Origin of the sequence: Streptomyces sp. NPDC088553 (assembly GCF_044752965.1) — a bacterium.
Classification (GTDB): Bacteria; Actinomycetota; Actinomycetes; order Streptomycetales; family Streptomycetaceae; genus Streptomyces.
This window is the reverse complement of record NZ_JBIVMG010000001.1, coordinates 532,547-555,474: the sequence shown is the minus strand read 5'-3', so window position 1 is coordinate 555,474 and position 22,928 is coordinate 532,547. Positions and strand designations below refer to the sequence as shown.

The window sequence follows — 22,928 nt, the reverse complement described above, 5'->3', positions numbered from 1 at the left end:
ACTCCGATCGGGCGCCCTGCCTTTCGGGCCTCCGGTCGCGGGCCTCCGGTCGCGGGGCTACGTGGCTACGGGGCATCCACGAGGGTTCGGCCGTCGGTGGCGAGGAGCGAGGCGGCGCCGCCGGCGTAGGCGGACTCCACCCGGGCCTGTTCGGTCGCGTCGGGGATCGCGTTCACGCACGCCGTACCGGCGCTCGACCCCGACATCAGCTGCGAGCACGGGCCGGGCTTGGTGTCCGGGAGGCCCAGGCTGTGGCCGATTTCATGGGCGGCGATACGGGTCTTGTCGTACCCCTGGCTCACGGCCTGGCTCCCGAGTTCGACACGGACCTGCCTGCCGGGACGGACGGGGCCGAGCGTGGCCTGGGGCCAGCCGGTGGTCGCCACGATCACGATCTCGGCCCGGGTGCCCGGCGCGGCCTCGACCAGCTTGACGTTGTCGACGTGCGCGTTCCACGAGGCGACGCCGGCGGCGATGGCCGCCTCCCATCCTCCGGCCCGGCTGTCGTCGTAACGAAGTGTCACCACCGCCGCCGGCGCGCTCACCGCCGACGGCTCGGCCGTCGGCGCGGGTGCGGCGTTCGCCGTCGTGGCCGTCGCCGTGGCGAGGACGACGGTGGCGCCGACGGTGGCCGTCTTCAGCCATGTGTAGAGCGACATGCTGCTCCTTCACTCGTGGGGGACCCGGAACCTGGCGGAGCCGAGAGTGCGGGAGGAGCGGCGCTGGTACCGGTCGACCTGGGGCGGTCGGATCGCCGATCCTCCGGGGCCTTTCGACGGTAAGCTCCAGCGAGCCGATACGTCATGTACCTGTCACGCCAAATTGCGCAACTGGGCAAGGATGATGGTCAGTTGCTGTCAAGGTCCCATTGCGCGCACGACGGAGGGCCCGAACTCGAGGAGTTCGGGCCCTCCGTGGAGCGGGGGTTCAGACCAGGCGCTGGCCGAAGGGGCCGCCCAGCATGTAGTACGTGCCCAGCTCGTGGCGGTAGGCGGGGTCGTCCAGGTGCGTGTCGCGGTGGAACTCGGGAGCGTCCTTGATCTGCTCCTTGGACCCGTCGACGAAGATCTTCCGCTCGTCCACGTCGATGCGGACGACGGTGCCGGCCGGCAGCAGGACTTCCTTGCCGAAGATCCAGGGGCCGGTGTCCACGACCAGATAGGCGTCATCGACCTCGTCGGAGTGCTTGTCCACCTTCCCGATGCCGCCGTCGGTCGCCTCGACCTTGTAGCCGGTCAGATCGGTCCCGGCCAGGTGGCCAGTGGTCGACTTGTAGCTCCAGATGTGCTCGGTCACGCGAAAACAACTCCTCCGGTAGGCGGAGGGCGGCGTGCGGTTCCCCGCCGTCCTCCCTTTCCGTGCGTCGTGCGTCGTGCGTCGTACTTCGTACTTCGTACTTCGTACTTCGTACTTCGTGCGAGGCGGGTGGTGTGCCCGCCCGCACTCCGCCTGCCCCGGCCTCGGCCATCCATGCCATCGATCCAACGGCGGGGTTCACTTCCGCCGTTTCGGCGTGCGGGTCAGACGGGGCAGCTCGTCGTCGAACAGGCGGCCGGCCAGCGCGCCGCCGAACACGACCACGCCCACCGCGACGAGCCAGGTCTGGATGACCAGGAACGCTCCGAACGGCCCGTAGCTGACGGCGCTCGAAGCGATCAACGGAGAGAAGACGAGCCGGGAGAACACCCGGAGCCCCAGCAGTCCCAGCACGGTGGCCACCGCACCGGGCAGCAGGGCCGTCCACGCGATCCTGCCCCCGAGCAGGAGGTGCTGCGACCACCAGAAGAAGAGGATGCCGCTCAGCATGGTGACGACGCCCCCGGCCGGACCCTGGCGCCAGAAGGAGGCGACGGCGAGCAGGTACAGGACCCCCAGGAGGACGGCCAGCCACAGCACATGACGCCATCTGGCCCGCCAGTGGGCCGGGGGCAGGTCCCAGACCTTCTCGTAGCCGCTCTGCACCACGGTGCCGAACGAGAGCCCGAACACGGCGAGCAGGGCGAGGCCGAAAGCCGTCGTGGCCCGCCGTACCTGCCCGGGGAGCGCGAACAGCCGCTCGATCTCCATTCTGGCGGGCTCCGAGACCCCGAGTCCGTCACCCAGCCACTGCGCGAACCCTTTGCCGCTGCCCGCCCCCGCCGCGGACACGACGATCAGCAGCGGTATCAGCGTGAGGAATCCCAGCGCCGCGAACCCCAGCGCCCGCTGCCACAGTTCGAACTCGCTGACCGGCCCCCACCGGTGCCCGGCGCGCAGTCGGCGGACCACGCTTCGCGTCCGCTCCAACGGGGACCGACGCCCAGCGGGACGGGCGGTCATCAGCTGTCCCGCGCGCGAGCGGCGCCCGGCACCATCGGCCCACCGGCGGGATCGGCGTCACCAGTAGTGGCGCCGGCCCCCCACCTCGTGGCCGAGGGCTCCGAGGATCCACAGGATGGCGCCGATGACGACGAGGACGATTCCGATGGTCCACAGAATCGAGATGCCGGCGACGAATCCTATGACGAGCAGAATGACTCCGACAAGGATCATGGTGTGCCTCGCTCTCTGGAGGTGAGCCGTGCGGGGAACGGGCCTCGGCCCGAAACCGGGCGGCGTAGGGGTGTCCCGTCACCTCATGTACGGCTTCTGCCCGGCCTCAGTGCTGAGGCGCGGGCCGAGGGCGGGCCGGGGAACCCGGGGGCCCTCGTACGGACCCGCCCTGCACCGCGGACGCCCTGCACCGGCAATGCCCTGCACCGCCCATGCGCCGCACCGCGGAGGACCGGCGGCGCTAGTCCTTCATCGTGTCCTTGATCTTCTCCTTGGCCTGCCGGGCATCGCCCTTCATCTGCTCGGCGCGGCCTTTCGCCGTGAGGCGCTCGTTCCCGACGGCCCGGCCGGTCGTTTCCTGGACCTTGCCCTTGGCCTGTTCCTTCTTGGCCTTCATCTTTTCCTCGCCCGACACGGTCGTGCTCCTCTCGTGCGTCGTCGTCTACTACATCGCGGTTAGCCCGTTTTGTCCCCCGTAAACATGAGAGCGTCCCGGACGCCACTCAAGGCCCCGGTCCTCCCGCCCGGGCGTGGGGCGACCGCGCTCCCGCGCGCCGCTTCGGAACGGTTGTCGGATACTGGGTCCACCACCCTTCCCTCCTCTCGCCCACAGAGGACCGGGGCCTCGGGTGGACCGACGTGTGGCAGGAGGGTTCATGCTCATCAGCCATGTCTTCGAGGATCACGTCCTGCACGTGACGCTCCTGCGCGACCTCGATGTCACCGGCCGTGCGGCGGTCGCCCTGCACATCGAGACGCTCCTTGCCACCCATGGCCCGCGGCATGTCCGAATACAGCTCCCCACATCGGACCCTTCCCCGGCCTCTCTCAGCGTGCTCGCCCGCGCCCGCCGCCTGTGCGAAGGCCTGGGGACCCCGCTGACGGTCGTCGGGCCCACCCGGATCGCCCCGCTCTCACGGCCCGCAGCGGCGTAGCCTCGCTGGGGCTCGCTTCACGGGGTACGGGCGGCGGGACCGCCGGGATCCCCGCGGCGGAGCACGGGGCGCAGCGCGTCGATGACGCTCGCGTCGTCCACCGTGGAGGGAATGGGTTCGTCGTGTCCGTCGGCGATGCCGCGCATCGTCTTGCGGAGGATCTTTCCCGAGCGGGTCTTGGGCAGGGCGGCCACGACCGCCACGTCCTTGAGGGAGGCGACGGCGCCGATCCGGTCGCGTACGAGCTGGACGAGTTCGGCCTCGACCTCGGCCGGTTCGCGGGCGGTGCCGGCTTTGAGGACGACGAAGCCCCGTGGCACCTGCCCCTTGAGGGGGTCCGCGACGCCGATGACCGCGCACTCGGCGACGTCGGGGTGGGCGGCCAGGGCCTCCTCCATGCTGCCCGTGGACAGCCGGTGTCCGGCGACGTTGATGACGTCGTCGGTGCGGCCCATGACGAAGACATAGCCGTCGTCGTCGATGTGCCCGCTGTCGCCCGTGAGGTAGTAGCCGTCGTACGCGGACAGGTAGGAGGCGATGTAGCGGTCGTCGTCGTTCCAGAGGGTGGGGAGGGCTCCGGGCGGCAGGGGGAGCCTGACCACGATCGCGCCGTCGACGCCCGCGGGGGCCGGCTTGCCCGAGGCGTCGAGGACGCGGACGTCCCAGCCGGGCAGCGGGCGGGTGGGGGAGCCGGGTTTGACGGGGGCGGCTTCGATGCCGACCGGGTTGGCGACGATGGGCCAGCCGGTCTCGGTCTGCCACCAGTGGTCGATCACCGGGACGCCCAGGAGCGCGCTCGCCCAGCGGTAGGTCTCGGGGTCGAGGCGCTCGCCGGCGAGGAAGAGGTAGCGCAGGCGGGAGAGGTCGTGGTCCGCGGCCAGTGCGCCTTCCGGGTCCTCCTTGCGGATGGCCCGGAAGGCGGTCGGCGCCGTGAACATGGTCTTGACGCCGTAGTCGGCCGCGACGCGCCAGAACTGCCCCGCGTCCGGTGTGCCGACCGGCTTGCCCTCGTACAGGACGGTCGTGGCGCCGACCAGCAGGGGCGCGTAGACGATGTACGAATGACCGACGACCCAGCCGACGTCGGACCCGGTGAACATCGTCTCGCCCGGGCCGATGTCGTACACGGCGCCCATCGACCAGTGCAGCGCGACCGCGTAGCCACCGCAGTCACGCACCACTCCCTTGGGCTTCCCGGTGGTTCCGGAGGTGTAGAGGATGTACAGGGGATCGTTCGCGGATACGGGAACGCACGCGGCCGGCGGCGAGGAGGCCATCAGGTCGGCCCAGTCGAGGTCGTCGGGTCCCAGCTCGGCCGTCGCCTGCGGCCGCTGCAGGATCACGCTCTTCTCGGGCTTGTGGGCGGCGAGTTCGATCGCCCGGTCGAGCAGCGGCTTGTACGGGATGACACGCGTGCCCTCGATGCCGCAGGAGGCGGAGACGACCACCTTGGGCGCGGCGTCGTCGATGCGGAGGGCGAGCTCGCGCGGGGCGAACCCGCCGAAGACGACCGAGTGGACCGCGCCGATGCGAGCGCAGGCCAGCATCGCGACGGCGGCCTCCGGCACCATCGGCAGGTAGATCACCACCCGGTCGCCGCGCCCCACGCCGAGCTGGGCGAGCGCCCCGGCGAAGACCGCGACCTCGTCCCTCAGCCGCGCGTAGCTGTAGGTACGCCGGGTGCCGGTGACGGGGGAGTCGTAAGTGAGCGCGGGCTGGTCGCCGCGGCCGGCCTCGACGTGCCGGTCCAGCGCGTTGAAGCAGACGTTGAGCCGCCCGTCGGGAAACCAGCGGTAGAAGGGGGCGCCCGAGGAGTCCAGGGCCCGTCGCGGGACGACATCCCAGTCGATGCCCCGGGCGGCGTCGAGCCAGAAGGCCTCGGGGTCTTCCGTACTGGCGCGGAAGACATCCTCGTACGTTCCCATCGCGGACTCCTCTTGTCGCGTCGGGGTGCGGCGGACCACGCACACCGTATGTCGGCGGTCCGCGCGCTGCGACCGTGATCGACCGGACAGGTCGGGGCCGGCCCGCGCCCCGAAGCCGGCGCGGGCCGGTGAGCCGGACGACGTGATGCGTGCCACTGTCGGGGCACTTCGCGGCGGGCATGCGTGATCATGGCCGGATGGACGCCCGTTTCCTCGGTATCCCCGAGCTGGCCGAAGCCCCGTCCGTGGCGGTCGTGATCGACGTCATGCGTGCCTACACGGTGGCTGCCTGGGCCTTCGCCCAGGGCGCGGAGAAGATCGTTCTCGCCGAGTCGCTGGACGACGCCCTGGCGCTGAAGGCCCGTCACCCGGACTGGGTGGCGCTCAAGGACGGCCCGCCCGCGCCCGGCTTCGACGCCGTCAACTCGCCGGGACTGCTGCGGTCGGTCGACCTCGGCGGACGGACCGTCGTGCAGAAGACCACGGCCGGGACGGTCGGCGCCCTCGCGGTCAAGGAGGCGTCGCTCGTGCTGTGCGCAGGCTTCGTGGTGGCGGAGGCGACGGCTCGGATCCTGCGGTCACGCGACTGCGACAGTGTCACGTTCGTGGTCACCGGCGAGGACGGCCGGGCCGACGAGGACCTGGCGTGCGCGCAGTACATCGCCCGGAGGACGACCGAGACCACGACGGACGCGGCCGGGTTCCTCCGCCGCGCCGGCGCGTCGCGCGCCGCCACCGAGCTGACGGAGGGCGTACGCCGAGGAGCCCATCCCGACGACGTCGCCCTCTGCCTCGAACTCGACCGGTTCCCCTTCGCCATGGTGGCGACCCTGGAGGACGAGCTCATGGTCCTCCGCCCTCATGACGTGCCGTCGCCCACCGGCACAGCCGCGGTCTGATCGCCGCCGCGGTCCGGAGTCGTACGTCCCAGGCGACCGGAAGGACGCGAGATGAGCCGCCACGGGCGGCGGTGAAGGCACCATGCCGTCACTTCGGATGTAACAAGATCGGATCGGCGGGTGTAGGTGGGGATGTGCCGGGGGAAGACGGAAGTGGCGCCCGTGGAAGGGCGCCGCGACGGTCCCACCCCGGACCGTCGCCGGACTGACCAGAAGGACGAGCATGGCCAGCGGCACCGTGAAGTGGTTCAACTCCGAGAAGGGCTTCGGCTTCATCGCCCAGGACGGCGGCGGACCGGACGTCTTCGCCCACTACTCCAACATCTCGGGCAACGGCTACCGCGAGCTGACCGAGGGCGAGGCCGTGACGTTCGACATCACCCAGGGCCAGAAGGGTCCGCAGGCGGAGAACATCGTCCGGGGCTGAGCCTCGGCCGCTCCGGAGAGCTTGTCTCCCTCCTGACGGCGACCCGCTGTCGACGGCGCCCGCACCCCGTGCGGGCGCCGTCGGGCTGTCGTGACACCCGTGGCGATGACGGCGGGGGGTGACCCCAGGGAGCTCAGAAGGATCCGATGCTCCGGGCGGCGTAGAAGCCGCCGATCGCGGCGGCGAGCACGCCGAGCAGCAGACGCAGGGCCCTCTCGGGCAGGCGGGGCTGGAGGCGGGCGCCGAGATAGCCGCCGACCAGTCCGCCGAGCCCGCACGCCAGGCCGAGCCGCCATTCGGGGGCGACGTCACCGGAGCCGGCCAGGGACAGCACCACGAACGCGGCCGCACCGACGAGGGAGGTGGCGAACGTGGCGGCGAGCGCGGCCGGCGCCACCCGGCTCATGGGGAGGCCGCGGGCGGCCAGGATCGGTCCGAGCAACGAGCCGCCGCCGATGCCGTAGATCCCGCCGAACACCCCCACCGCCACGGCCAGCGCGGTGAGCACGGCCGGGCGCGGCTCCGCCGGGGCGACGGCGGGGGCCGTGGCGCGGCGCGCGGGGGCGAGCGTGCGGGCGCACAACCAGAGCCCGAGCGGCAGCAGGAGGACCGCGACCAGCAGCTGGAAGACCTCCGGGCCCGGGAGGGCGTAGACGCGGATCGCGGCGCCGAGGACGACTCCCGGCAGGGTGCCGGCGATCAGGCGCCTGGCCAGAGGGCCGCCCAGTGTGCCGTCGCGGCGGTAGCGCCACAGGGCGCCGGGTCCGGCCACCACGTTGTACAGGAGGTTCGTCGGAGTGATCGCCGGATTCGGGACGCCGAAGACGCTCAGGTGGACCGGAAGCAGGAACACCGCCCCGGACACGCCGGCCGGCGCCGTCACCACCGCGATCAGCAGCCCGGCGACCAGGCCCGCCCACACCGTCCAGTCCACCGGGCTCTCCGTTCCTCCGACGCAGCCCGGACCGTACCGGACCGCGTCCGCGGGCCGGTCGGCCAGGGGCTCGGCGGCAATGTGATGTTCATACGCCGACGGGCGTCGGTAGGCTCGTCGTATGGTCCAGAGCAACGCTGAAGACGTCGACGGCTACCTGGCCGAGGTGCCCGCGCCCCGGCGGGAGGCGCTGCGGCGGCTGCGGGAGCTGTGCCGGGAGGAACTGGTCGGCTTCACCGAGTCGATGGCGTACGGCATGCCGGTCTACGAGCGGGACGGCGTCGCCGAGATCGCCTTCGCCGGCCAGAAGCAGTACATCTCCTTCTACCTCATGCGCGGCGACGTCCGCGACGCCTTCACGGAGCGGCTCGCGGGGCAGGACATGGGCAAGGGGTGTCTGCGGTTCAGGAAGCCCGAGCGGATCGACTTCGATCTGGTGCGTGACCTGCTGAAGGCCACCGCGATCCGCCCCGGCACGATCTGCTGACGTCCCTCGCTCGGGGGGCGGTGGGGACAGACCCTCCCGGGCGTACGCGGCGAGGCGCTGGCGAGGGCCGCGGCGGCGGCCGGGAGCGCGGCGGCCGAGGGTGCCGGGGAGGGCAACACGTCGACGGGCTCGTCGAGTTGCTCACCGTGGTCGGCGAGGGGTGCGTCCCGCTCACCGGTGTCTGGGCTCCCGGGAGCCCGGGCCTGCTCCACGACCGCGCCGACGGCCCGGTCGTGGCCGTCGCCCTGGTGGCCACCAGGGCCGCGGGCACGGCGGTCGTTCTCCGGCTGGGCGGGCTGATCGCGGCGCGCGGGGCCGGTGAGGGGCTCTCCGTGCTGTTCCGCGCCCAACTCGCCGCCGTGGTCCCGGACCAGGTCGCGAGCGCCGTCAGGGAGCGCCGATCGTCCGCGCGTCGCCCGGCCGCGCGCGTGGGAGCGGGCGGACCGTTCCCCGCCGCGGGCTGCTCGGTCTCGCCTGATGATCACGAGCGGCGCCCCGCGTTCTGACACGGCGTCACCACGTGCGTCCGGCCTCCAGCAGGAGGTCCCGGACGCGGGTGACATCGGGGTTGGTGGGGCGACCGGGGCGCTGGGTGAGGTAGGCGGTGTTGATGGGCGGGTCCTCCGGGTGATGGAGGGGTACGAGGGCGCCCGAGGCCAGTTCGGCCTCGCAGAGGTAGCGGGGCAGGACCGTGAAGCCCGCCCCCGCGGTGACCGCCGCGAGGACGCCGCGCAGGTCGGGGACGGTGACGGCGGCGGAGCGGGAGAGCCGGCTGCCGAAGACATGGCGCCAGTAGCGACGGGCTATCGGCAGGTCCTCGGCATAGGTGATCAGCGGCACGCTGTGCAGCGCCGCCGGGCCCTCCACCGCCGGCCGCTCCCCGACGAGGTCGGCCCAAGCGGGCGCTGCGACGAGCACGAACTCCTCGTCCATCAGCGGTACGGAGGTCAGCGCCCGCCCCCGCGGACGGAAGGTCGAGATCACCACGTCATGGCGTCCCGCCCGGAGTTCGTCGAGGAGCGGTTCGGTGAGGCCCGGCGTGATCCGGAGCCGTACCCCTTCGGCGGCCAGTGGGGCCAGGAGCGGCAGGACGCGGGTGCAGAGCAGTTCGGCCGGGCCCGCCAGGTGCACGGGGGTGGGCCGCTCGTGGGGATCGGTGTCCTGGCCGGTCGCGGCGGCGAGCGCGTCGAGGGGAGCGGCGACACGGGCCGCGAGGTCGTGGGCGACCGTGGTCGGGGCGACCCCGCGCGGCAGACGCTCGAACAGCTCGCGGCCCGTCTGCCGCTCCAGGGCGCGGATCTGGGTCGTCACCGTGGGCTGCGAAAGCCCCAGGAGACCGGCGGCCGCGGTGAACGAGCCGGAGCGGTAGACCGCCAGGAAGGTGCGCAGCAGATTCAGGTCCGCCGGTCCCGTGCTGACGCCGCCGGGCGTCGCCGTACTGGAGCGGGGGACGCCGGCCGGCCCATCAGGATCCGTATGCCTCACAGGGAAAGCCTACTGGTATCCCTATGGTGGGGAGGGCGGGGAGGGCGGGGAGGGCTGAGACGGCTGAGACTGCCGAGATGGCGGAGGCGCCCCGCACCCTCAGGGTGCGGGGCGTCCGGGTGTCACATCAACCCGATGGTCAGCCCAGTTCCTTCAGGACCCGGTCCGCGAGCGGGGCGGACGAGGCCGGGTTCTGGCCGGTGATGAGGTTGCGGTCGACGACGACCTTCGGCGCCCACGGCTCGCCGACCTGGACGTCGACGCCTGCCTCGACCAGGCGGGTCTCCAGGAGCCACTTCGCCTTGTCGGCGAAACCGGACTGGGTCTCCTCGTCGTTGGTGAACGCGGCGACCTTGTAGCCGGCGAAGGCGTTGGTGCCGTCGTCCTTCGTGGCGGCGAGCAGCGCGGCCGGGCCGTGGCAGACGACGGCCAGCGGCTTGCCGGAGTCCAGGGCGTCGATCAGCAGCCGGCCCGAGGTCGCGTCGACCGCGAGGTCCTCCATGGGGCCGTGGCCGCCCGGGTAGAAGACGGCCGCGTAGTCGTCCAGGTCCACGTCCTCGAGGCGGATCGGGTGCTGGAGCTCGGTGAGCGAGGCGACGACGGCGGCGACCTTGTCGGCACCCTCCTGCCCGCCGTTGAACTCCGGGGCGAGGCTGCTCTTGTCGACGGTCGGGACGACACCGCCGGGGGTGGCGACGACGACCTCGTACCCGGCGGCCGTGAACGCCTCGTACGGCGCGGCCGCCTCCTCGGCCCAGAAGCCGGTCGGGTGCTTCGTACCGTCGGCCAGGGTCCAGAAGTCGGTGCCGGTCAACACGAAAAGGATCTTGGGCATGAGGGTTCTCCCGGGAGGTACGGGCCGGGTTTCGGCCCGAAGAGCGATGATCGCCCACCCGGCGCCCCGGTGCGGGGACCGTCGGTGTGGCGATGTCCTCGAACGTAGCCCCGTCCCGGAGACCTTTCCAATGCGGAATCCAATGGCTGCCATGGGAACTCCGATGGCTCCACGGGAATACGCCCATCCCCCTGGCCTGCGGAAACGGTCAGGCTGTCGCCGCCTCGGCCGCCGCCGGCACCGCGCCCCGGAAGGTGCGCCGATGGGCGAGCCGAGTGACCCCGATGGCGGCATGCGGATGCGGGCGCGACGAGGCCGCGATCGCGAGTCCGACCTTCTCCGCGACGCGTCAGCGGGGTGTATGCATTCGGCCCCCGCGCGTCAGGGCCGCGTCAGGGCGGACCGGGGAGCGGTGATCACCGGGCATAGCGTCGAAGACACCCCGGCGCGATCGTGCCGGGGACCGTGTTTCGCTCCTCAGGAGGAACCCATGGCAGACGCCCTGTACGGAGACGACCCGGAGCCTGGGGAACCGTTCCCGGCCGGACGCCTCTGCGTGCCCGTCCGGCCGGGCACCTGCGGCCTCGTGACCCGTCTGTTCCGCACGCCGGTCGGCGGCAGGACCGCCGTCGCGTTCACCGGCCCGGCGCGGCTGAGGGCCGTCCTGGGCGCCGAGCAGCCCTGGATCCCGCTGTCGGAACCCGCGCTGCGGGCCCTGACGGAGCCGCTGGGCGTCCGTGAGCTGAGGATCGACCCGGTGCTGACGGCTCCGCGGCCCGCCGCCGCCTCCGTACCCCTGCCGGAGCCGCTGCCGCGGCCCCTGACCGTGCTCGCGAGCTGACGGGAGACCCGGAGATGACCACGCTCGACACCCGGCCCCGCGCCGCGGCCGGAACCGCCCCCGGCGCGCTCTCCGTCTGGCCCGCGTCCACCACCGAGCAGCCCCACGGCGGCCTCCTCGTCGGCGGCGTGCCCCTCACCGAGATCGTCGAGAGCCACGGCACGCCCGTGTACGTCCTGGACGAGAACGAGGTACGCGAACGCTGCCGCACCTACCGCAGCGCCTTCCCCGACGCCGAGATCCACTACGCGGCCAAGGCCTTCCTGTGCCGCGCCCTCGCCCGCTGGGTGGAGGAGGAGGGGCTCGGTCTGGACGTGTGCTCCGCCGGTGAGCTGGAGCTCGCCGTCACCACCGGCTTCCCGGCCGACCGGATCCTGCTCCACGGCAACGCCAAGTCGCCGCGGGACCTGGGCACCGCACTGCGCCTTGGCGTGGGCCGGATCGTCATCGACACACCCGCCGAGATCGCGCGCATCGCCGCCGCGGTCGGTACCGGCGGCCACCAGAAGGTCATGGTCCGTGTGACGCCCGGGATCAGCGCGGGGGGCCACGAGAAGATCCGTACCGGCTCCGACGCCCAGAAGTTCGGCCTCTCCCTCCGGGACGGCCACGCCCAGCACGCGATCGCCCGGATCCTCGACCAGCCACAGCTCGAACTCACCGGGATCCACTGCCACCTGGGTTCACAGATCACGGACGTCAAGCCGTATCTCGTGGCCGTACGGCGGCTCGTCGGCCTCATGGCCCGGGTGCGTGACACCCATGGAGTCATCCTGCCGGAGCTCGACCTCGGCGGCGGTCACGGCATCGCGTACCGCCCCGGCGAGCCCGCCCTCGACCTCACCGAGCTGGCCCGCCGGGTCCGCGCCGAACTGGCCGGGAGCTGCGCGGCCGCCGGCCTTCCCGTCCCGCGCCTCGTCATCGAGCCGGGCCGTGCGGTCTCCGGACCGGCCGGAGTCGCCGTGTACCGGGTCCTCGCGGTCAAGCGCACACCCGGACGGACCTTCGTGGCGGTGGACGGCGGGATGAGCGACAACCCGCGGCCCGCGCTGTACGGGGTGCGCTACGCCCCGCGGCTGATCGGCCGCCACTCACCGGCCGGCGACGAGAGCGTGACGGTCGTCGGCCGCCACTGCGAGGCCGGAGACATCCTGGCCGAGGACGTGTCGCTGCCCGCCGACACCCACCCGGGCGACCTGCTCGCGGTACCGGTGGCCGGCGCGTACCACCTCTCGATGGCCTCCTCGTACAACCTCGTGGGCCGCCCGCCGGTGGTCGCCGTGCTCGACGGCCACGCGCGGCTCCTGGTGCGCAGGGAGACGCTGGAGGACCTCAGGGCCAGGGACGTCGGTCTGTAGCCCACGGGCGGCGGCTACCTGGCGGCGGCCGCGGCGGTAGTCGGCCGGGTCGGTACGGGCCGGGTCGGGGCGGGTCAGCGCAGGCCCGAGATCCTGAACACCGAGTCGACGGTGTCCCGTTCGACCCGTCGGGCGAGCCGGTCGAGGTCCCGTGTGCCCGGCAGCGACCCCCGCGCGTGGGAGGTCCGCGCGTCCGCCTCCACGAGCAGCCACAGTCGCGGGTCACGGAGCAGGACGCGTCACGAAGAGCAGGGTGGACAGAGCGATCCACGGGACCGCGTTCGGCAGGGTGAGAGCGTCGTAGCCGGCGTCCACGGCCAGGGACAGGGCGAGGAGCAGCCCGGCGCAACCGGCGGCCGCCCGGGCCTCACCGGCCCACGCGCTGTCGTACACGGACCCGCGCACGGCGTCGTCGCTTCGACCGGCCGGCGCCGGAGGAACGAAGGGTTGCTCCAGGCCCGGACGCTAGGACACCAGCCGCACCGGACCGCCCTCCCCCTTGACGAGGCGCTGATACGACCATGGCCAACCTTGACGCACGGCTGACGTGACCGGTGCCGATGGACCTACTCGCTGGTACGGTCCGTGACCAACCGGTGCGCCACGTGCGGCCACCGGGTCGGGAGGGGTGGGCAGTGACAGTGGGACGAGTGGGTGCGGTCGGGGTACTGCCCGAGGGGCTCGCGGAGGCGATACGCGGGACGGCCGAGGACATCGCCGCGGTGCTGCGCGCCGCGCCCGGCGGGGACGGCGCCGGACTGCCCGTACCCCGGTCCGCCTGGACCCTCGGGGAGGCGGCCGCCCACCTGGCGCAGGCCAATGCCCTGATGGCCGACCTCGCCGCCGGACACGAGCGCCCCTACGGCGACGGCACTCCCGGGAGCCTCGCCGCCGCCAACGAACGCGCGCTCGCGGGATTCGAGGAGCGGGCGCCCGGTCCCCTCGCCGAGATGATCACCGCCCAGGCCGAGGCCTTCCTCGCGTCCGTGGAGGAGCGGGATCCGGAGGAGCTCCTCTCCGCCCCGCTCGGCGCCATGCGCCCGGCCGTCCTCGGCTCGTACCTGCTGACCCACATGCTCGGCCATGGCTACGATCTGGCCCTCGCGGTCGGCCGCCCCCACATGCTGGACGCGCGCCGGGTCGACCTCACCCTGCCGTTCATGATCGAGGCGATGCCCAGGGTCACCGACCCCGCCGCCGTCGCAGGCCTGACGGCCCGATTCGCGGTACGGCTCCGGAGCGGCCCGAGCTTCGGCGTCCTCGTCACGGACGGCGCCGTCGAGACCTCCCACGAGCCGCCGGCCCGCCCGGACTGCACCATCCTGACCGAGCCGGTCGCCTTCCTCCTCCTCGGCCTGGGCCGGATGGACCCCTGGCCCGTGATCGCCCGTGGCAAGGCCCTCGGCTGGGGCCGCAAGCCCTGGCTGGCCCCGCGTTTCCCGCGCCTCTTCCGTGCCCCGTAGACCAGGGGTCGGCCACCGAGCGTGCGGGACCGTCACGGCTCCGTGAGCGCCGCCCGCGTGCGGCGTGCCGTCCGGCACGCGCCGATGGATCCTGGAGGTATCGGAAGGGGCCGCGCCTCGGTCGCGCGAGGCCGGCTGTGCGAGGAGGCAGATCATGACCCGCACCCTGGAGTGGAAGGTCGGCGTGGAGCTGGTCGAGGACGACGGCAGGACGAAGGCCGAGGCCCGGCTCCTGACCGGCAACTCGACCCTCACGGGTCACGGCTCAGCCCGCTGCAACCCGTCGGACGTCGACGTTCCGGCGATCGGTGACGAGCTCGCGGCGAGCCGGGCGATGAAGGACCTGGCCGGCAAGCTCATGCGTGAGGCCAACCGGGAGATGGAGGCGGTGGGCGCCGGGACCGTACCCCAGCACACCGGACCCGGCTACGGCTGGCCGGAGGCGGTCTCCTGACCGGCCCGCGGACATCCTGCCCGCGGACATCCTGCCCGCGGACGTCCTGCCCGCGGACGTCCGCGGGCAGAGGACGCGGCGGCACGTGAGCGAGGCGCCGGGTCAGGGGGCGGTTGCGCCCTGAACACCCCTCAGCCTCACGTGGTGCCGGCCGCCCGACCTGCGCCTACGCCGCGCCGTCCTCCGCGCCCTCGACGTTCCGCTCGTCCGCCCTATCCGCCGCGTCCTCGTACGTCAGCCGGTCCTCGACCTCCACCACCCCGTCCACCGTCTCGCACAGCCGGACGAGGATCGGGCCCATCCCCGCGCGGTCCAGCGTGCCGCTCAGCGTCACCCGGCCCTCGTCGACGTCGATGTGGACGGCGGAGGGCGAGAGGCGCAGGATGCGGACGACCACGTCCTCGCGGATCTCCTCCTGGATCGAGCGGTCCCTGCGCAGGAACAGCTGGAGCAGGTCGCTCCGGCTCAGCACCCCGATGAGCTTCCCCTCCGCGTCCACCACCGGCAGTCGCTTCACCCGGTGCCGTTCCATGAGGCGGGCCGCCTCGACGGCCGTCCAGGAGGGCCTGGCCGTCACGACGGGGCTCGACATCATGGCCTCCGCGGTGCTCGGCCCGTCCTTCGCGGTGTGCCGCCGCAGGAGGTCGGCCTCGGAGACCACGCCCACGGGCCGGTTCTCGTCGTCGACCACCGGGACGGCGGTGATGCCGTACTCGTCGAGGAGCCGCGCGATCTCCTTGAACGACGTCCCTGGCTGTACCGCCACCGCGGTCGGCGTCATCAGGTCGGCGACACTGCGGTGCCTCATCGTCCGTTCCGTCCCTTCTGGGTTCCGGAGTCCATGATCTCCTACCGGGCGCCGGAGCGGGACAAGGAGGCCACAGGGACTTGCGGGGCTTGTCATGTACATGGTTACTTCGGGTAAGTCACGCCAGGCGTCACGCCTCGAACCTCCGCGCAAGCCGCAGCTCGAATCACCGCTCAAGTCACCGCTCAAGCCGCAGCTCACGTCACCGCTCACGTCAGCCCTTCGAGCCGGAAGAAGGACCCCCGCATGCCCTCTCTCCGCACGTCGTCCACCCGCCCCCGACGTCTCGCCGCCGCCCTCGCGGTGGCCGTCGCCCTCGTCGCCACGGCCGGCGGCACCGGTTCGGCCGTCCCCGGAGCGGCCACCGCCGAGGCGCCGACGAACATCGCCGCGCTCCGCGAGGCGATGTTCGTCGGCAACAACTGGGACGGAACGGCCGACGTCATCGCCGCCCAGGGCGACTTCCACCGCATCGGCCGCGTGAACGTCATCCCCGACAAGGAGGAGCGCCTCCGCGAGATCTATCTGAACCCCATCAAGCTCGCGTTCTTCCTCGGGGTCCGCAGCGGCCCGGGGGAGGGACACGACCAGTTCGTCGACGACATGTACGCGACCCCCGACGGCTCCTCCATGGTCGTCTCCCGGCCGAGCTTCGCCGATGTCGTCTCCCTCGACCTGCGTACCGGGCGGGTCAACTGGCGCTTCCCCGTGGCCGGTTACCGGGCCGACCACATGGCCGTCTCGCCCGACGGCACCCGGGTCGCGGTCTCCGCCTCCACCGCCAACACCGTGCACGTCCTCGACATCGGCACCGGCCGCGAGATCGGCTCCTTCAAGACGGGCGACAAGCCCCACGAGAACGTCTTCACCTCCGACGGACTCCTGTGGAACATGTCCATCGGCGAGGTCACCACCGCCCTCGACGCCCCCTGGCTCGACTGGACCAAGGGCGACCGCCGTATCACCGTGGTCGACGCCGCCACGCTCAAGACCGTCCGCGTCATCGACATGCGCGAACGGCTCGACGCCTTCGGCCGCGGTGACCTCTCCGACGCCGTCCGGCCCATCGCCTTCACCCCGGACGAGAAGAAGCTCTACCTCCAGGTCTCGTTCTACAACGGCCTCCTGGAGTACGACGTCACCACCGACCGCATCACCCGGGCCAAGGTCCTCCCGGGCAACCCGAAGACCGACCCGGACCGCACCGCCTGGGTCAACGACTCGCGCCACCACGGCCTTTCGATGAGCCCCGACGGCAGCAAGCTCTGCGTCGCGGGAACGATGGACGACTACGCCACCGTGGTCGACCGGGCCACCCTCCAGGAGGGCCCGCTCGTCGAGGCGTCGAAGCCGTACTGGGCGACCGTGAGCGGCGACGGACGGTCCTGCGTCATCTCCGAGAGCGGCGCCGACCGCGTCACCGCGATCGACTTCGCCACCGGCCGACGCGTGGCCTCCGTGGACGTCGGCGACCACCCGCAGCGCGTGCGGCTCGCCCGTATCCCGGCCGACTGGGGTATGTCCAGCGGGAGTTGAGGGCCGACAGCGGGGTCGGCCGGATCGCGAGGCGATCCGGCCGGCCCCGGCCGTTTCGCGCTCAGGCCCTGTGCACCGCGACCTCGTAGAGCGAGTAGCCCCACTGGGTCGCCCGCCGCTCGCCGTGGATCCGTACGTAACGGGCCGACGTCGACGGGAACTCCGCCGTGTCGTACCCGCCGTCACCGGCGTCCGTGGACCACACCGTCCGCCAGTCCGTGCCGTTCTCCGACACGTCGATCCGGTACTGGCGCGCGTACGCCCGCTCCCAGTCCAGGGTGACCCTGCCCACCCTGCGGACGGCCCCGAGGTCCACACCCATCCACTGGTCGTCGGACCAGTCGCTGGCCCAGCGCGAACCGGTGTCGCCGTCGAGGGCGCGGCCCGGCGCGTAGCTGACGAACGGGTTCCACTCCGAGGAGCTCGCCGAACCCGGCGCGCCCTTCGCGAGGTTGACCCCCGGCTCGTGGTTCTCGGTCGCCTTCCACGTGGTCAGGTACGACTCCGCGCCGGCCGCCAGCTCGTTCACGACGCCCTGGCCGCCGCTGAGCCGGATCTGCTCGACCCAGTCCGGCACCAGGCCGTTGTGCGCCGCGCCGTCGGTGTTGAGGTCCCAGGTCCGCTCGCCCGTCACCTGACGGTCGATCACCGAGCCGCCGTCGAAGCTGCGGAAGGGGTACTTCACCGCGTTCGGCGCCCCGCTGCCCACCGGGGCCGGCCAGCCGCCGACGCCGTTCATGTCGGTGCCGTAGCCGAGGCCGACCTTGTACTTCGCGCGCAGCGCGGCCTTCTGGCCGGCCTCGCCGACGAAGCCCTCCGCGCCGTGCATGTACTGGGCCACGAAACCGCCCAGCTTGTACAGGCGCTCCGTCCAGTCCAGGTCCATCCAGCTGTGGCTGGACAGGACGCCCGGGTACTCCTCGGACTCCAGGATGTCGAGCGCCCGCCCGGCGGCCTTGACGCTCATGTGGTCCAGCTCCAGCATCATGCCGCGGTCGATCATGCCTCGCAGGGCGTGCTCACCGAGCCGGGTCAGACCACGCGTGTTGCATTTCGCGTCGGAGGCGTACGAGGGGGTGCTCACGCCCGGCGGCAGCTTGGACGCCATCACCGGGGCGGCCGCGAGCCCGATCGGGTTGTCGTGCTGCGGACCCGCGCACTTCTCCGTCGCCCAGAAGGTGCCCGTCGACAGGAACTGGCCGATGTTGACCGCCGTACCGATGGCGCCCGAGTCGAAGCGGACACCGCACAGCGCGTTGTCGAACTTGTGGCAGAGGAACATGCTGCGGACCCCGAGCCCGTACAGCTCGTCGAGACCGCGGTCGATGTCCTCCTTGCTGCACTGCGCGACATCGAGGATCTGCTTGCAGCCGAACGGCTCCGAGGTCTCGACGCCCAGGACGACCGCGAGCTTGCCCTGCTCGATCACCGAGCGCGCCTGCGCCGCGGACGTCACGATCCGGAACCAGCCCTTGCCGGGCCCGCCGTACATCCCGTCGACGTAGTCCTGGAGTTCGTACGTCTTACGGGCCTGGAGGCGGATCGACGTCATCTCGTCGCAGCTCCGGTCACGGGGCAGGATCGAGCAGATGAGGCCGTTCGTCACCAGGTCGTTGACGAGCACGCGCTGCCCGCCGCGCCAGGCGCGCTCCACCCACGCGTAGTAGTTCTGCTGGTGCGTGAGGGAGTTGTGGGCGGGCCAGTCCTTGAACGTGGGCCAGCCGACCGGGTCGTGGTGGCCGTCGGCCCCGCCGGTGATGTTCTCGAACAGCGCGCCCGAGCCGTCGGGATAGTGCTCGGGACAGTCCTTGAGCGCCTCGGCGGCGCCCGCCGTGGAGAACGTCTGGCCGCAGATGAGCCGGCCGCCGAACCCCTCGTTGGACATCAGGTGGTTGTGCGCGTCGACGAAGCCGCGCACCTTCCCCTGCGCGTCCGTTCCCGTGAACGGCGTGCCCGTGACGTTGATCTGCGAGTCGGCCGCGGGCCGGGAGGTGGGCTCCCACCACGCACCGCCGGCGGCGGCAGCGGGGACGGGACCGGAGCCGAAGAGGACGGCGGCCAGGGCGAGGAACAGCGCGAGGAGGGCGGATCTGCCGCCGGTCCTGCGCGAAATGGGTCGAGTCATGGTCAGCGATGCCTCCGGACGGTGGGGGAGTACCGGGCGCCCCGAGGATCGCGGTGTTGGAGGAGTGAGTCAATAGTCCGGGACAGATGACCTGCTGATGGTCATGAGGCTTCCCCGGGCCGAGGCGCGGGCCCCTATCCGTCGATGAGCAGCACGAGTTGATCGGCCGTCAGATCCAGCAGGGTCGCCGCCGTCTTCTCGTCCCCGACGACCAGGAACTGGAGGGTGAGACCGTCGATCGCCGCCGCGAGGTACCGGGCGATCGTCTCCACCGGCACCCGCGGTTCGATGCCCCGCATCACGCGTACCTGCTCGACGAGCGAGGCGGCCGACACCACGTACTGCTCGTACTGGGCCCGTGCCAGATGCTCGAACCCCGGCTCCCGCAGGGCGTACTGGGTGAGGTCGTACGTCAGCATGTGCTCGCCGGGGCGGGCCGTGACGTGGTCCCAGTACGACTGGAGCGCGCCCCGTACGGTCTCGCGCAGGGTGGCGCCCGGCTCGACCGCCGACATCACGCGCGCCACGTAGTTGCTGTTGATCGTCTCGATCGCGGCTTCGAGGAGGGCCTGCTTGGACTCGAAGCAGTAGTGGAAGACGCTCAGCGAGACACCCGCCTCGGCGCAGATCGACCGGGTGGTCGTCCGGGCGACCCCGTCCCTGGTCATCGCCCTGATCGCCGCGTCGACCAGCTGTCTGCGTCGTTCGGCCGACGGCATCCGCCCCATGGTTCCTCCTCGCGTCCGGCGCCAGGGTAACCGCAGGTCCCCGAGGCGCCTACGGAACGTCCACCGCGCCGGCCGGCGGCCACGCGCCCCGCTCCGCGAGCCGCAGCACCAGCGCCGCGATGTTCCAGGCGTCGTCCTCGCCCCGGTGATGACGCCCCTCAAGGGGCAGCCCCGCGACCTCCAGGGCACGCGCCATGCCCGGACGCTTGCGCAGGCCGTACGCCTCGGTGAACACGGCCTTCGCGTTGGTGTGGTCGCTCCCGAAGGGATACGGGGTGCCGGTGACCCGGCACTGGTGGGTGAACTGCTTGCGGTCGTAGTCGCCCCAGCTGGCCCAGGGCCGCAGACCCGCCTCGTACGTGGTCGCGAGCAGCCGGCAGGCGGCGGCGAAGTCCAGGCCGGTGTCGACCTCCGCCTGGGTGAGTCCGGTCAGTTCGGTGCAGAACGCGCTGACCTTCGACCGGGCCGGCCGCACCAGGATCCGGTGCCGGGAGACCCGCTCGCCCGCACCCGGATCGACCACCGTCAACCCGATCTCGATGATCTCGCTGACGGCGCCGGGCGGACGCTCGCCCTCCCAGCAGGTCGCCTCGACGTCGACGACATTGACCAATCCCCCGTGATACATGGCGAGAAGCCTAGTCGGTGCCCCTGCTAGGGTGCGCCGATGTCGTCGATCAGGGAGTTCCACGTCACCTTCGACTGCGCGGATCCGGAGCACGTCGCCCGCTTCTGGTGCGAGGTGCTGGGGTACGTCGTACCGCCGCCGCCCAAGGGGTTCGCCACCTGGGAGGAGTACGACCGCTCGCGGCCGGCCGAGGAGCGGGGGGCGTGGTTCGCGTGCGTCGATCCCTCGGGCGTGGGTCCGCGGCTGTACTTCCAGCGCGTTCCCGAGGGCAAGGTCGTCAAGAACCGGGTGCACCTCGACGTGCGGATCGCCACCGGGCTCGTGGGCGAGGAGCGCCTGGCCGCCCTGGAGGCCGAGTGCACACGACTGCTCGCGCTCGGCGCGGTGCGCGAGCGCCTGCTGTACGACGGGCACGACGCCTGCATCGGGATGCGGGACATCGAGGGCAACGAGTTCTGCCTCGACTGACCGTGCTCCCCGCCGGCGAGCACCGCTGCGGGTGACTCAGTCCCGCTCCAGGCCCAGGACCTCGCGCAAGGCCGCCACCGCGTGCGCCCGGTGCTCGTCCAGCCAGCGGACGGTGGCGTCCTCGTCGCCGTGCCGCAGCGCGGAGATGACGGCGCGGTGCTCGCGGACGGCCTGCTTCCGGTGCGGGTCCTCGGTGTAGTAGAGCGAGCGGTACGCGTCGGTGGAGTCCCACAGGGTCGCGATCAGGCGGACCAGACGCGGCATCCCCGACGCCTCGATGAGCGTGAAGTGGAAAAGCCGGTTCGCCGTGGCCATCGCCGGCACGTCGCCCTCGTCGGCCGCCTGCTCCACCTCGCGCTGGATACGCTCCAGCGTGGCCACGATGCCATCCGGCAGCCGCCGCACGGCCCTCCGTACGGCCTCCGTCTCCAGGAGCTCACGGATCCGGTAGATCTCCTCCAGATCGGCGAGCGAGAGCTCCGCGACGAAGTAGCCCCGGTGGATGTGATGGACGACCAGACCCTCGGCCTCCAGGGCCTTCAGGGCCTCGCGCAGCGGAACCCGGCTCACCTCGAACCGGGCCGCGAGTGCGTCCTGACGGATCTGCCCGCCGGGCCTCAGCTCCCCGCTGGTGATGGCGCGCCGCAGTTCCCCGAGAACGAACTGCTGGGCGGTCTGCGGCCGCCGCTTCTGCACCGCGCTGCTCATCGCCTGTGACCTTCCGATCCCTCGTGCTGCCCACCGGACGATCTCTCCACCGGTGCCGACCATCTTCCTACGCGCGCGCGGTCACGGATCTCCCGCGGCGCCCTCCTCGGCCCGCCCCAAGGAGGCCCGTACGCCCTCCGTGTGCTCGCCGAGGCGTGGGGGAGCGACGCGGTAGGTGGGCGGGGTCGCGCCGAGCCGGACCGGATGGGCCACCTGACCGGGACCGGCGGCGGACTCCGGGACGCGCGGCGCGAGCCCCAGCCGGTCGGCGAGGTCGAACGCGGCGGCCAGATCGTTGATCGGCCCGCACGGCACCCCGGCCGCGGTGAGCTCATCGAACCAGCCGTCGGCGGTACGGGTCCCCAGCGGCCCGGCGAGCGCCGCCACCAGCTCGTCCCGGTGGGCGACCCGGGCCGTGTTGGTCGCGAACCGCGGATCCTCGGCGAGCCCGGGCAGGCCGAGCCGCTCGCAGAGGACCCGGAACTGCCGGTCGTTGCCCACGGCCAGGACCAGCGGCCGGTCCCGCGCCTCGAACACCTCGTACGGAGCGATGCTCGGGTGCCGGTTGCCCATCGCGCGCGGCACGACCCCCGCCCCGAGGTGGGCGGCCGCCTGGTTGGTGAGCGCCGACAGGAGGGAGGAGAGCAGCGAGACCTCGACCCGCTGGCCCTCTCCGGTCCGCTCGCGGTGGCGGAGGGCGGCGAGCACGCCCATGCCCGCGTGCAGCCCGGTGATGACGTCGACCAGGGCGACCCCCGCCTTCGTCCCCTGTCCGTCCGGTTCGCCCGTCACACTCATGAGACCGCCCATGGCCTGGACGAGCAGGTCGTAGCCGGGCAGCCGGGCGCCCTCGTCGGTGCCGAAGCCGGTCACCGAGCAGTAGACGAGACCGGGGTTGGCCGCCCGCACGTCCTCGTACCCGAGGCCCAGCTTCTCCATCGTGCCGGGGCGGAAGTTCTCCACCAGGACGTCCGCGCGCTCCACGATCGCGCGGGCCGTCGCCAGGTCGTCGGGATCGGTGAGGTCGAGCGCGACCGAGCGCTTGTTGCGGTTCACCCCGAGGAAATAGGTGGCCTCGCCGCCGGCGAACGGCGGCCCCCACGCGCGCGTGTCGTCGCCGGACCCCGGCCGCTCGATCTTGATCACGTCCGCGCCCAGGTCGGCGAGGAGCATCGTCATGTACGGCCCCGCGAGGACCCGGCCGAAGTCGGCGACGACGATCCCGGACAGGGCGCCGGCCGCCGTCGGTCCCGGTGCGCCCGGCTGGTCTGCGCGCATTCCGCTCTCCCTCACTGGCGATCGGATCTGATCGGACCGTACGGCCGGGGTATGGGATTTTCAATACTGGATCC

Annotated in this window: 27 protein-coding genes; 11 read left to right on the top strand and 16 right to left on the bottom strand. The window is 72.2% G+C overall.

Annotation, left to right across the window (positions count from 1 at the left end):
- Positions 1–65 precede the first annotated feature (65 nt).
- The 5 genes from ACIP8Z_RS02565 to ACIP8Z_RS02545 all read right to left on the bottom strand — a co-directional run bounded on the left by ACIP8Z_RS02565 (position 66) and on the right by ACIP8Z_RS02545 (position 2,929).
- Positions 66–659, bottom strand: coding sequence for a snapalysin family zinc-dependent metalloprotease (locus tag ACIP8Z_RS02565; RefSeq protein WP_402077754.1), 594 nt, complete (start codon positions 657–659; stop codon positions 66–68).
- Positions 660–927: 268 nt separating this feature from the next.
- A complete protein-coding gene (locus ACIP8Z_RS02560; RefSeq protein ID WP_402077752.1) occupies positions 928–1,296 on the bottom strand; it encodes a PRC-barrel domain-containing protein in 369 nt (122 codons plus the stop codon).
- A 198-nt stretch (positions 1,297–1,494) separates the two neighbouring features.
- A complete protein-coding gene (locus tag ACIP8Z_RS02555; protein ID WP_402077749.1) occupies positions 1,495–2,319 on the bottom strand; it encodes a ribonuclease BN in 825 nt (274 codons plus the stop codon).
- A gap of 57 nt (positions 2,320–2,376) precedes the next feature.
- Positions 2,377–2,532, bottom strand: a complete 156-nt coding sequence (locus tag ACIP8Z_RS02550) for a DUF6131 family protein (protein WP_402077746.1) — start codon at positions 2,530–2,532, stop codon at positions 2,377–2,379.
- Positions 2,533–2,773: 241 nt separating this feature from the next.
- Complete coding sequence (locus ACIP8Z_RS02545) at positions 2,774–2,929, bottom strand: CsbD family protein (RefSeq protein WP_402078877.1); 156 nt, start codon at positions 2,927–2,929, stop codon at positions 2,774–2,776.
- A 259-nt stretch (positions 2,930–3,188) separates the two neighbouring features.
- Between ACIP8Z_RS02545 and ACIP8Z_RS02540 the strand changes: the two genes are divergently transcribed.
- Positions 3,189–3,467 carry a hypothetical protein gene (locus ACIP8Z_RS02540; protein ID WP_402077743.1) on the top strand — a complete coding sequence of 93 codons (279 nt, stop codon included), beginning with the start codon at positions 3,189–3,191 and terminating at the stop codon, positions 3,465–3,467.
- A gap of 17 nt (positions 3,468–3,484) precedes the next feature.
- Here the strand turns inward: ACIP8Z_RS02540 and ACIP8Z_RS02535 are convergent, their stop codons facing one another.
- A complete protein-coding gene (locus tag ACIP8Z_RS02535; protein ID WP_402077740.1) occupies positions 3,485–5,392 on the bottom strand; it encodes a propionyl-CoA synthetase in 1,908 nt (635 codons plus the stop codon).
- Positions 5,393–5,589: 197 nt separating this feature from the next.
- Here ACIP8Z_RS02535 and ACIP8Z_RS02530 point away from each other — a divergent pair, with 197 nt between their 5' ends.
- Positions 5,590–6,291, top strand: a complete 702-nt coding sequence (locus tag ACIP8Z_RS02530; RefSeq protein WP_402077738.1) for a 2-phosphosulfolactate phosphatase — start codon at positions 5,590–5,592, stop codon at positions 6,289–6,291.
- Between the two features lie 223 nt (positions 6,292–6,514).
- Positions 6,515–6,718 carry a cold-shock protein gene (locus ACIP8Z_RS02525; RefSeq protein ID WP_030213732.1) on the top strand — a complete coding sequence of 68 codons (204 nt, stop codon included), beginning with the start codon at positions 6,515–6,517 and terminating at the stop codon, positions 6,716–6,718.
- A 133-nt stretch (positions 6,719–6,851) separates the two neighbouring features.
- Here ACIP8Z_RS02525 and ACIP8Z_RS02520 read toward each other — a convergent pair whose 3' ends face one another.
- On the bottom strand, positions 6,852–7,652 hold the full coding sequence (locus ACIP8Z_RS02520; RefSeq protein WP_402077736.1) for a TSUP family transporter: 801 nt from the start codon (positions 7,650–7,652) through the stop codon (positions 6,852–6,854).
- A 121-nt stretch (positions 7,653–7,773) separates the two neighbouring features.
- Here ACIP8Z_RS02520 and ACIP8Z_RS02515 point away from each other — a divergent pair, with 121 nt between their 5' ends.
- Entirely contained in the window at positions 7,774–8,139 is a 366-nt protein-coding gene (locus ACIP8Z_RS02515) for a DUF1801 domain-containing protein (RefSeq protein WP_402077733.1), read from the top strand.
- A 137-nt stretch (positions 8,140–8,276) separates the two neighbouring features.
- Complete coding sequence (locus ACIP8Z_RS02510) at positions 8,277–8,645, top strand: hypothetical protein (protein ID WP_402077731.1); 369 nt, start codon at positions 8,277–8,279, stop codon at positions 8,643–8,645.
- 7 nt (positions 8,646–8,652) lie between these two features.
- Here the strand turns inward: ACIP8Z_RS02510 and ACIP8Z_RS02505 are convergent, their stop codons facing one another.
- Positions 8,653–9,624 carry a LysR family transcriptional regulator gene (locus ACIP8Z_RS02505; protein WP_402077728.1) on the bottom strand — a complete coding sequence of 324 codons (972 nt, stop codon included), beginning with the start codon at positions 9,622–9,624 and terminating at the stop codon, positions 8,653–8,655.
- Between the two features lie 139 nt (positions 9,625–9,763).
- A complete protein-coding gene (locus ACIP8Z_RS02500) occupies positions 9,764–10,459 on the bottom strand; it encodes a type 1 glutamine amidotransferase domain-containing protein (RefSeq protein WP_319312131.1) in 696 nt (231 codons plus the stop codon).
- Between the two features lie 490 nt (positions 10,460–10,949).
- Between ACIP8Z_RS02500 and ACIP8Z_RS02495 the strand changes: the two genes are divergently transcribed.
- Together ACIP8Z_RS02495 and lysA are read left to right on the top strand one after the other, a co-directional pair.
- Positions 10,950–11,300, top strand: coding sequence for an SAV_915 family protein (locus ACIP8Z_RS02495; RefSeq protein WP_402077725.1), 351 nt, complete (start codon positions 10,950–10,952; stop codon positions 11,298–11,300).
- Between the two features lie 14 nt (positions 11,301–11,314).
- A complete protein-coding gene (gene lysA / locus ACIP8Z_RS02490; protein WP_402077724.1) occupies positions 11,315–12,658 on the top strand; it encodes a diaminopimelate decarboxylase in 1,344 nt (447 codons plus the stop codon).
- 222 nt (positions 12,659–12,880) lie between these two features.
- Here the strand turns inward: lysA and ACIP8Z_RS02485 are convergent, their stop codons facing one another.
- The gene (locus tag ACIP8Z_RS02485) at positions 12,881–13,063 is read right to left on the bottom strand and encodes a hypothetical protein (RefSeq protein WP_402077722.1); all 183 of its coding nucleotides are present in this window, start codon (positions 13,061–13,063) and stop codon (positions 12,881–12,883) included.
- Positions 13,064–13,293: 230 nt separating this feature from the next.
- On the opposite strand from ACIP8Z_RS02485, the gene ACIP8Z_RS02480 reads away from it, so the two are divergent.
- Together ACIP8Z_RS02480 and ACIP8Z_RS02475 are read left to right on the top strand one after the other, a co-directional pair.
- Positions 13,294–14,121, top strand: a complete 828-nt coding sequence (locus ACIP8Z_RS02480; RefSeq protein WP_402077721.1) for a maleylpyruvate isomerase family mycothiol-dependent enzyme — start codon at positions 13,294–13,296, stop codon at positions 14,119–14,121.
- Between the two features lie 154 nt (positions 14,122–14,275).
- Positions 14,276–14,575: a DUF1876 domain-containing protein gene (locus ACIP8Z_RS02475; RefSeq protein ID WP_402077720.1), complete on the top strand. Its 300-nt coding sequence runs from the start codon at positions 14,276–14,278 to the stop codon at positions 14,573–14,575.
- Positions 14,576–14,741: 166 nt separating this feature from the next.
- Here the strand turns inward: ACIP8Z_RS02475 and ACIP8Z_RS02470 are convergent, their stop codons facing one another.
- Positions 14,742–15,383, bottom strand: coding sequence for a CBS domain-containing protein (locus tag ACIP8Z_RS02470; RefSeq protein ID WP_402077717.1), 642 nt, complete (start codon positions 15,381–15,383; stop codon positions 14,742–14,744).
- Positions 15,384–15,629: 246 nt separating this feature from the next.
- On the opposite strand from ACIP8Z_RS02470, the gene ACIP8Z_RS02465 reads away from it, so the two are divergent.
- The gene (locus ACIP8Z_RS02465; RefSeq protein WP_402077714.1) at positions 15,630–16,919 is read left to right on the top strand and encodes a YncE family protein; all 1,290 of its coding nucleotides are present in this window, start codon (positions 15,630–15,632) and stop codon (positions 16,917–16,919) included.
- Positions 16,920–16,980: 61 nt separating this feature from the next.
- Here ACIP8Z_RS02465 and ACIP8Z_RS02460 read toward each other — a convergent pair whose 3' ends face one another.
- The 3 genes from ACIP8Z_RS02460 to ACIP8Z_RS02450 all read right to left on the bottom strand — a co-directional run bounded on the left by ACIP8Z_RS02460 (position 16,981) and on the right by ACIP8Z_RS02450 (position 20,400).
- On the bottom strand, positions 16,981–19,044 hold the full coding sequence (locus tag ACIP8Z_RS02460; protein ID WP_402077711.1) for a discoidin domain-containing protein: 2,064 nt from the start codon (positions 19,042–19,044) through the stop codon (positions 16,981–16,983).
- Positions 19,045–19,178: 134 nt separating this feature from the next.
- On the bottom strand, positions 19,179–19,772 hold the full coding sequence (locus tag ACIP8Z_RS02455; RefSeq protein WP_402077708.1) for a TetR/AcrR family transcriptional regulator: 594 nt from the start codon (positions 19,770–19,772) through the stop codon (positions 19,179–19,181).
- Positions 19,773–19,821: 49 nt separating this feature from the next.
- Positions 19,822–20,400, bottom strand: coding sequence for an exonuclease domain-containing protein (locus tag ACIP8Z_RS02450; protein WP_402077705.1), 579 nt, complete (start codon positions 20,398–20,400; stop codon positions 19,822–19,824).
- A 39-nt stretch (positions 20,401–20,439) separates the two neighbouring features.
- On the opposite strand from ACIP8Z_RS02450, the gene ACIP8Z_RS02445 reads away from it, so the two are divergent.
- On the top strand, positions 20,440–20,868 hold the full coding sequence (locus ACIP8Z_RS02445) for a VOC family protein (RefSeq protein ID WP_402077702.1): 429 nt from the start codon (positions 20,440–20,442) through the stop codon (positions 20,866–20,868).
- Between the two features lie 36 nt (positions 20,869–20,904).
- Here the strand turns inward: ACIP8Z_RS02445 and ACIP8Z_RS02440 are convergent, their stop codons facing one another.
- Complete coding sequence (locus tag ACIP8Z_RS02440; RefSeq protein WP_402077700.1) at positions 20,905–21,576, bottom strand: GntR family transcriptional regulator; 672 nt, start codon at positions 21,574–21,576, stop codon at positions 20,905–20,907.
- 81 nt (positions 21,577–21,657) lie between these two features.
- Complete coding sequence (locus tag ACIP8Z_RS02435) at positions 21,658–22,854, bottom strand: CaiB/BaiF CoA transferase family protein (protein WP_402077697.1); 1,197 nt, start codon at positions 22,852–22,854, stop codon at positions 21,658–21,660.
- Positions 22,855–22,928: the final 74 nt, after the last annotated feature.

Bases quoted from the DNA above. Each gene is read 5' to 3' on its own strand.
- ACIP8Z_RS02565 (WP_402077754.1), bottom strand. From the start codon at position 659: ATGTCGCTCTACACATGGCTGAAGACGGCCACCGTCGGCGCCACCGTC.
- ACIP8Z_RS02555 (WP_402077749.1), bottom strand. From the start codon at position 2,319: ATGACCGCCCGTCCCGCTGGGCGTCGGTCCCCGTTGGAGCGGACGCGA.
- ACIP8Z_RS02550 (WP_402077746.1), bottom strand. From the start codon at position 2,532: ATGATCCTTGTCGGAGTCATTCTGCTCGTCATAGGATTCGTCGCCGGC.
- ACIP8Z_RS02545 (WP_402078877.1), bottom strand. From the start codon at position 2,929: ATGAAGGCCAAGAAGGAACAGGCCAAGGGCAAGGTCCAGGAAACGACC.
- ACIP8Z_RS02540 (WP_402077743.1), top strand. From the start codon at position 3,189: ATGCTCATCAGCCATGTCTTCGAGGATCACGTCCTGCACGTGACGCTC.
- ACIP8Z_RS02535 (WP_402077740.1), bottom strand. From the start codon at position 5,392: ATGGGAACGTACGAGGATGTCTTCCGCGCCAGTACGGAAGACCCCGAG.
- ACIP8Z_RS02530 (WP_402077738.1), top strand. From the start codon at position 5,590: ATGGACGCCCGTTTCCTCGGTATCCCCGAGCTGGCCGAAGCCCCGTCC.
- ACIP8Z_RS02525 (WP_030213732.1), top strand. From the start codon at position 6,515: ATGGCCAGCGGCACCGTGAAGTGGTTCAACTCCGAGAAGGGCTTCGGC.
- ACIP8Z_RS02515 (WP_402077733.1), top strand. From the start codon at position 7,774: ATGGTCCAGAGCAACGCTGAAGACGTCGACGGCTACCTGGCCGAGGTG.
- ACIP8Z_RS02500 (WP_319312131.1), bottom strand. From the start codon at position 10,459: ATGCCCAAGATCCTTTTCGTGTTGACCGGCACCGACTTCTGGACCCTG.
- ACIP8Z_RS02495 (WP_402077725.1), top strand. From the start codon at position 10,950: ATGGCAGACGCCCTGTACGGAGACGACCCGGAGCCTGGGGAACCGTTC.
- lysA (WP_402077724.1), top strand. From the start codon at position 11,315: ATGACCACGCTCGACACCCGGCCCCGCGCCGCGGCCGGAACCGCCCCC.
- ACIP8Z_RS02475 (WP_402077720.1), top strand. From the start codon at position 14,276: ATGACCCGCACCCTGGAGTGGAAGGTCGGCGTGGAGCTGGTCGAGGAC.
- ACIP8Z_RS02470 (WP_402077717.1), bottom strand. From the start codon at position 15,383: ATGAGGCACCGCAGTGTCGCCGACCTGATGACGCCGACCGCGGTGGCG.
- ACIP8Z_RS02465 (WP_402077714.1), top strand. From the start codon at position 15,630: ATGCCCTCTCTCCGCACGTCGTCCACCCGCCCCCGACGTCTCGCCGCC.
- ACIP8Z_RS02460 (WP_402077711.1), bottom strand. From the start codon at position 19,044: ATGACTCGACCCATTTCGCGCAGGACCGGCGGCAGATCCGCCCTCCTC.
- ACIP8Z_RS02455 (WP_402077708.1), bottom strand. From the start codon at position 19,772: ATGGGGCGGATGCCGTCGGCCGAACGACGCAGACAGCTGGTCGACGCG.
- ACIP8Z_RS02450 (WP_402077705.1), bottom strand. From the start codon at position 20,400: ATGTATCACGGGGGATTGGTCAATGTCGTCGACGTCGAGGCGACCTGC.
- ACIP8Z_RS02445 (WP_402077702.1), top strand. From the start codon at position 20,440: ATGTCGTCGATCAGGGAGTTCCACGTCACCTTCGACTGCGCGGATCCG.
- ACIP8Z_RS02440 (WP_402077700.1), bottom strand. From the start codon at position 21,576: ATGAGCAGCGCGGTGCAGAAGCGGCGGCCGCAGACCGCCCAGCAGTTC.
- ACIP8Z_RS02435 (WP_402077697.1), bottom strand. From the start codon at position 22,854: ATGCGCGCAGACCAGCCGGGCGCACCGGGACCGACGGCGGCCGGCGCC.